The organism is Phenylobacterium sp. (assembly GCF_044236515.1).
Lineage (GTDB): Bacteria > Pseudomonadota > Alphaproteobacteria > Caulobacterales > Caulobacteraceae > Phenylobacterium.
Window position 1 is genome coordinate 1 of record NZ_JBIIGK010000163.1, and the last position, 6065, is coordinate 6065.

The 6065-nt window shown below is 70.8% G+C and carries 7 protein-coding genes; 4 read left to right on the forward strand and 3 right to left on the reverse strand.

What is annotated here, in order from left to right:
* On the forward strand, positions 1 to 852 hold an 852-nt coding region (cysC, locus tag ACILRF_RS13705), incomplete at its 5' end, for an adenylyl-sulfate kinase (protein WP_395673810.1).
* Positions 853 to 856: 4 nt separating this feature from the next.
* Positions 857 to 1195, forward strand: coding sequence for a DUF423 domain-containing protein (locus ACILRF_RS13710; RefSeq protein WP_395673812.1), 339 nt, complete (start codon positions 857 to 859; stop codon positions 1193 to 1195).
* Here the strand turns inward: ACILRF_RS13710 and ACILRF_RS13715 are convergent.
* Positions 1192 to 2406 carry a multidrug effflux MFS transporter gene (locus ACILRF_RS13715; protein WP_395673814.1) on the reverse strand — a complete coding sequence of 405 codons (1215 nt, stop codon included), beginning with the start codon at positions 2404 to 2406 and terminating at the stop codon, positions 1192 to 1194. The genes ACILRF_RS13710 and ACILRF_RS13715 overlap by 4 nt on opposite strands.
* A 71-nt stretch (positions 2407 to 2477) precedes the next feature.
* Here ACILRF_RS13715 and ACILRF_RS13720 point away from each other — a divergent pair, with 71 nt between their 5' ends.
* Entirely contained in the window at positions 2478 to 3455 is a 978-nt protein-coding gene (locus ACILRF_RS13720) for an alpha/beta fold hydrolase (RefSeq protein WP_395673816.1), read from the forward strand.
* Between the two features lie 9 nt (positions 3456 to 3464).
* Positions 3465 to 4469: a prolyl aminopeptidase gene (gene pip, locus ACILRF_RS13725; protein ID WP_395673818.1), complete on the forward strand. Its 1005-nt coding sequence runs from the start codon at positions 3465 to 3467 to the stop codon at positions 4467 to 4469.
* A gap of 14 nt (positions 4470 to 4483) precedes the next feature.
* Here the strand turns inward: pip and ACILRF_RS13730 are convergent, their stop codons facing one another.
* Positions 4484 to 4927 carry a DUF4168 domain-containing protein gene (locus ACILRF_RS13730; protein ID WP_395673820.1) on the reverse strand — a complete coding sequence of 148 codons (444 nt, stop codon included), beginning with the start codon at positions 4925 to 4927 and terminating at the stop codon, positions 4484 to 4486.
* Between the two features lie 119 nt (positions 4928 to 5046).
* Positions 5047 to 6003, reverse strand: coding sequence for a sensor histidine kinase (locus ACILRF_RS13735; protein WP_395673821.1), 957 nt, complete (start codon positions 6001 to 6003; stop codon positions 5047 to 5049).
* Positions 6004 to 6065 lie beyond the last annotated feature (62 nt).

The following is a 6065-nucleotide window of genomic DNA, read 5'->3' on the forward strand; positions in this document are numbered from 1 at the left end:
CTGAAACTCGGGGCCCGCACCGTGGCCGCCCAGGTCACCGAGCCCAAGTACAAGGTCAATGTGAACACCCTCGAGCAGCTCGCCGCCAAGCGGCTCGAGCTCAACGAGATCGGCGTCTGCAACATCTCGCTCGACGCGCCCCTCGCCTTCGACCCCTATGCCGCGAACAAGGACCTCGGCGGCTTCATTCTCGTCGACCGGATCTCCAACAGGACGGTCGGCGCCGGCATGCTGCACTTCGCCCTGCGCCGCAGCCAGAACATCCATTGGCAGGCGCTCGACGTCGACAAGGCCGCCCGCTCGGCCGCCAAGGGCCAGAAGGCGCGTGTCCTGTGGTTCACCGGCCTTTCCGGAGCCGGCAAGTCGACCATCGCCAATCTGGTCGAAAAGCGGCTGCACGCCGAGGGCCGCCACACCTACCTGCTCGACGGCGACAACGTGCGCCACGGCCTCAACAAGGACCTCGGCTTCACCGAAGAGGACCGGGTCGAGAACATCCGCCGGGTGGCCGAGGTCTCCAAGCTCATGGTCGACGCCGGCCTGGTCGTCCTCGTCTCCTTCATCTCGCCGTTCCGCGCCGAGCGGCGCCTCGCCCGCGACCTGATGGGCGAGCGCGAGTTCGTCGAGGTGTTCGTCGACACCCCGCTGTCCGTCGCCGAGGATCGTGACGTGAAGGGCCTCTACAAGAAAGCCCGGGCCGGCGAGCTCAAGAACTTCACCGGCATCGACAGCCCTTACGAGGCGCCGGAGAACGCCGAAATCCGCATCGACACCACCGCCATGACCCCGGAAGAGGCCGCCGAGATGGTCTTCGCCTGGCTCGAAGGCGGCGGGTTCGACCCGGCGATCTAGGCCGATGCGCCCCGTCCTCGTCGCCGCCGCCGTCCTTGGCCTGCTGAGCGTCGGCTTCGGGGCGTTCGGCGCCCACGGCGCGTCCGATCCCGAGGCGGCGGAGTGGCTGCGCACCGGCGCCGTCTACGGTCTCGTCCATGTCCTGGCGGTGTTCGCCGCGGCGCAACTGCGGGCCCGCTTCGCCGCGCCGCTGTTCCTGGCCGGGGCCGCCATCTTCGCCGGGACCTTGTGGGCCATGGCGCTCGGCGCCCCGCGCGTCCTCGGCGCTGTCACGCCGCTCGGCGGTCTGCTGCTGATGGCCGGCTGGGCCGCCCTGGCCCTCGCCGCCGCGCGTCGGTCTTAGGCCGTCTTCGGCAGGGCCAGCGTCCTGAGCGCCAGGGCCGAGCCGCACAGGGCCACGAACATCACGAAGGCCATCGGCCGCGGCGTGCCGTCATGCAGCACGCCGCTGGCCGCCGCCGCCAGCGCCCCCACCGCCATCGACGCCGCCCCGGTCAGGGCCGAGATCGAGCCGCTGCGGTGCGGGTCGACCGACAACGCCCCGGCCATGGTGTTGCCCTGCATCAGCCCATAGCTGGCCAGCACCAGGAACAGCATCGGCAGCACCGTCCACGCCCCGCCGATCCCGCTCGCCGCCGCCAGCGCCAGCACGCCGCACAGCCCGACCGACGCTAGGCTCGCCTTGGCCAACACCTCGTCGGGCGTCCGCCGCTTCAACAACGCCCGGTTGATCTGCCCGGCCCCGATGACCCCGGCGGCGTTGACCCCGAACACCCAGCCGAAATGCGCCGCCGGGATCTTGTAGATCTCGATCAGCAGCTCGGGCGAGGCGGCGATGTAGGTGAACAGGCTCGCCCCGTTCAGCGCCCCGGCCAGGGCGTAGCCGGCGATCCGCCGGTTCTTGAGCAAGGTGATGTAGGCCTGGATCGGATGCTCCGAACGCGCCCGCGCCGCCGTCTCCGCCGACCGCGACTCCGTCAGCCGCAGCCAGGCCGCCAGGTTCAGCGCCACCCCGAACGCGGCCATGAACCAGAAGATCGACCGCCAGCCCCCGAACGCCAGCAGTCCCCCGCCGACCAGCGGCGCCAGGATCGGGGCCAGGCCCATGATCAGCATCATCAGGCTGAGCGTCCGCGCCGTCTCCGTATGGTCGAAGCGGTCTCGCACGATCGCCCGGCTCACCACCCCGCCGGCGCAGGCGCCCAGCCCCTGGATGAACCGCCCGCCGGTCAACAGGTGCGCGGTATCGGCCAGGGCGCAGCCCGCCGAGGCCAGCACGAAGATCGCCGTCCCGATCAGGATCGGCGGCCGCCGCCCGAAGCGGTCCGAGGCCGGCCCATAGAGCAGCTGGCCAATCGCCATCCCGGCCAGGAAAGCCGCCACCGTGCCTGACGTCTCCCCGGCCGAGGCCCTCAGGTCCGCCCCGATCGCCGGCAGGCTCGGCAGGTACATGTCGATGGCCAGCGGCCCCATCGCCGTCAGCGCGCCCAAGAGGGCGATCAGCCCCCACGGATTGGGCGCTTTCGGCGACGCGGATTCGCTGGTGATACTCACGATCCTAGGCCTAGGCGTTTCGCCGGGCCCGCCAAAGCTCTTTTCGAGCCACCCCCGCCAGAGGCTGCAAGATGACCGAAATCGACATGCCGCCGCCTCGCTACGCCCAGGTGAACGGCATCCGCCTCGCCTATTACGAGGCCGGCCCGCGGGACGGCGTCCCCATCGTCCTCAGCCATGGCTTCCCGGAGCTCGCCTTCTCCTGGCGCCACCAGATCAAGGCCCTGGCCGAGGCCGGCCGCTGGGTCATCGCTCCGGACCAGCGCGGCTACGGCCTCTCGGATCGTCCCGCCGCCGTCGAGGCCTACGACATCCACCACCTCTGCGGCGACCTCGCCGGCCTCCTCGATCACCTCGGGGCCGAGCGGGCGGTCTGGTGCGGACACGACTGGGGCGGCATCGTCGCCTGGCACATGCCCCTCCTCCACCCGGACCGCACGGCGGGGGTCATCGGCCTCAACACCCCGTTCCAGCCGCGCGCGCCGATCGATCCCATCCAGATCCTCACCCGCCGCTTCGGGCCCCAGATGTACATCGTCTGGTTCCAGACCCCGGACACGCCCGAAGCCGCCCTCTCCGCCGACATCGACCGGACGATCCGCTTCTTCATGCGCCGGCCGAAGGCGCTGTTCCGGGACGAGCCCGCCCCGCCCGCCGGCCGCTCGCGGTTCGATTTCGCGCGCGGCCTCGCCGCCTTCGACCCGTCCGCCGACCAGGCCCAGTTCCTGACCGAGGCCGAACGCGCCGTCTTCGTCCGGGCCTTCGCCCGCTCAGGCTTCACCGGGCCGATCAACTGGTACCGCAACCTGACCCGCAACTGGACCCTCACCGAGGGCCTGACCTACCGCATCGACGCCCATCCCTGCCTGATGATCACCGCCGAACTCGACGCCGTCCTGACCCCGGCGATGGCCGCGCCGATGCCCGGCCTGATCGCCGACCTCGAGATGCATCAGGTCGCCGGCTCCGGCCACTGGACCCAGCAGGAGAAGCCGGACGAGGTCAGCGCCCTGATACGCGACTGGCTGGACCGCCGCTTCCCGACGTAGACTGCCGCCATGCAACGCAGTCCGAGCCTACCCGAGGTCTCCGCCGCCGGCGGCCGTCGCGGCCTCTATCCCGTCGTCGACCCGTTCAACAGCGGCTGGCTGCAGGTCGGCTCGGGCCACGAGATCTACTTCGAGGAATGCGGCCGCCAGGACGGCAAGCCCGCCGTCGTGCTGCACGGCGGGCCGGGCGGGGCGATCAACCCGACCATGCGCCGGTTCTTCGACACCGAACGCTGGCGCCTCGCCCTCTTCGACCAGCGCGGCTGCGGCCGCAGCCGGCCGAACGCCAGCCTGGAGGACAACACCACCTGGGCCCTCATCGAGGACATCGAGCGCCTGCGCGTCCACCTCGGTCTGGAGAAATGGACCGTCTTCGGCGGCTCCTGGGGCTCGACCCTCGCGCTCGCCTACGCCATCACCCATCCGGATCGGGTCGAGGCCCTGATCCTGCGCGGCGTCTTCCTCCTGACCCGCAAGGAGTTGCACTGGTTCTACCAGGAAGGCGCCTCGATGCTGTTCCCGGACGCCTGGGAGCGCTACTGCGCGCCGATCCCGCCCGAGGAACGGGGCGACATGATCACCGCCTACCACAAGCGCCTGACCTCCCGGGATCGTGCGGTGCAGGCCGAGGCGGCCGCCGCCTGGAGCCAGTGGGAAGGCGACACCATCTCGATCCGCGGGCCGGAAGCCCGCCCGGCCAAGTTCGACGAGATCGACTTCGCCGTCGCCTTCGCCCGGATCGAATGCCACTTCTTCGCCAACGGCGGCTTCTTCCCGAAGGATGGGTGGATCCTCGATAATGTGGACAAGATCCGCCACATCCCGGCCTGGATCGTCCAGGGCCGCTTCGACGTGGTCACGCCGCTGCAGGCCGCCTGGTCGCTGAAGACCGCCTGGCCGCAGGCCCGGTTCGAGGTCGTCTGGGACGCGGGCCACGCCTCCACCGAACCGGGGATCGTCGACGCCCTCGTGCGGGCGACGGATCAGGCCCTGGACGTCGCGCCCAGGGCCTGAGGCCTTATCTGGTCTTAGTTGCCGCCGGTCGGGGCGGCCGGCGCGCCGGCCGGAGCCGCGCCGGCGTCGGCCAGGGCGCCCAGCTCGACGCCCACGCGGCGGCGCAGGTCGGCGTCGGCGTTCACGTCGGCGGCTATGGCGCTGTAGTCCTGCGGCGTAATGCCGGCGCCGGTCAGGCTCTCGTGCATCTTCGTCGCCATCTCGCCCTTCAGGGTGTCGGAGGCCGGGCCGGTCGCGGCGGCGATCTTCGGCTGGTACTCGGCGGTGACCTTCTGGACGCGGTTCAGGGCGTCGGCGAACTTCTTCACCTGGTCGTCCGAGTACTTGGCCGAGGTGGCCGACGGCGCGGCCGCTTCGGCGGCGGGCGCGGCCGGGGCGGCCTGCTGGGCCATCGCGGAGCCCGCGAAGCCGCCGGCGATCGTCAGCGCCACGGCGGCGTTGCGGATAAGGTTGGTCATCAAACGCTCCTGAAATTCTCTCAAGGCTCGCCCCGCGGGGCCCACTCCGTTCTCATACGAAAGCCTAGGGCGCAATCGGGCCACAATGGGGCGCCGCGGATTTTTGCCCCCGACCTGTCTCATGCGCAGGCCGCCGCCCCCTCGATGACGATCTCGCAGACCACCCCGTCCGGGGCATAGTCGACGCTCACCTGGTCGAGGCCCGGCTGGCGGCGCAGCAGGCGCGCGCCTAGCCCTCTGCGCGTCGGCGGCTCGACCGGCGGGCCGCCCTCCTCGGTCCAGCGGATCCGGCACCTGTCGCCCTCGACCCGCCAGGTGACGCGCACGCAGCCGTCGCTGTTCGAGAGCGCCCCGTACTTCGTCGCATTGGTCGCCAGCTCGTGCAGCGCCAGCACCAGCGGCACCGAACTCTTCGCCGGCAGCTCGCAGCGCACGCCGTCCAGGTCGATCGTGCCGCGGCTGTAGAACGGCCGCAGCGCCGCCTCGGCCAGCTCCGGCAGCAGCGATACCTCCCAGCTGCCCCGCGCCAGCACCTTGTTCGCCTCCGACACCGCCAGCAGCCGCTCGCTGAAGGTGGCGTAGAACGCTTCCGGCGTCTGCGCATGCCGCGCCGACTGCTGGGCCAGGGCCTGGATGACCGCCAGATTGTTGTTCACTCGGTGCTGCAGTTCGAGATTGAGCCCGCTCTCGCGATGCGAGCGCTCCTCCAGCTCGAACATCGCCCGCCGAAGCGCCTCGGCCCCCGAGACGATCAGCGCCCCGCACAACAGGAAGCCCGCGGCGCTGATCATATCCTGCGCAGACAGCGCGAAGCTCATCACCGGCGGTTGGAAGGCATAGTTCGCCACCATCGCGGAGGTGATCAGAACCGCGACGCCCCATCGCCAGCCCAGCACCACCGTCGCCACCAGCAACGAAGGAAAGAAGGTCAGGAACGGCACGTCCGTCACCCACGGCTCGATCGCCAGCCGCAGCAGGAACGGCGCCGCCACGGCCAGCAGCGCCCAGGCGCCCGCCCAGGGTCGCTCGCCCTGTCGGCTGAGAATAAGCCGGCGCACGGACCCTATGCGGGTCATCAAGCCTCCCCCGTCCGGGCAGTCATCACGATCTAGCGCCTAACGCCCGAACCCCGGAACTG

Excerpts from the sequence above, each read along its gene's own strand:
- ACILRF_RS13710 (WP_395673812.1), top strand. The coding sequence starts at position 857 with ATGCGCCCCGTCCTCGTCGCCGCCGCCGTCCTTGGCCTGCTGAGCGTC.
- ACILRF_RS13720 (WP_395673816.1), top strand. The coding sequence starts at position 2,478 with ATGACCGAAATCGACATGCCGCCGCCTCGCTACGCCCAGGTGAACGGC.
- pip (WP_395673818.1), top strand. The coding sequence starts at position 3,465 with ATGCAACGCAGTCCGAGCCTACCCGAGGTCTCCGCCGCCGGCGGCCGT.
- ACILRF_RS13730 (WP_395673820.1), bottom strand. The coding sequence starts at position 4,927 with ATGACCAACCTTATCCGCAACGCCGCCGTGGCGCTGACGATCGCCGGC.
- ACILRF_RS13735 (WP_395673821.1), bottom strand. The coding sequence starts at position 6,003 with ATGACCCGCATAGGGTCCGTGCGCCGGCTTATTCTCAGCCGACAGGGC.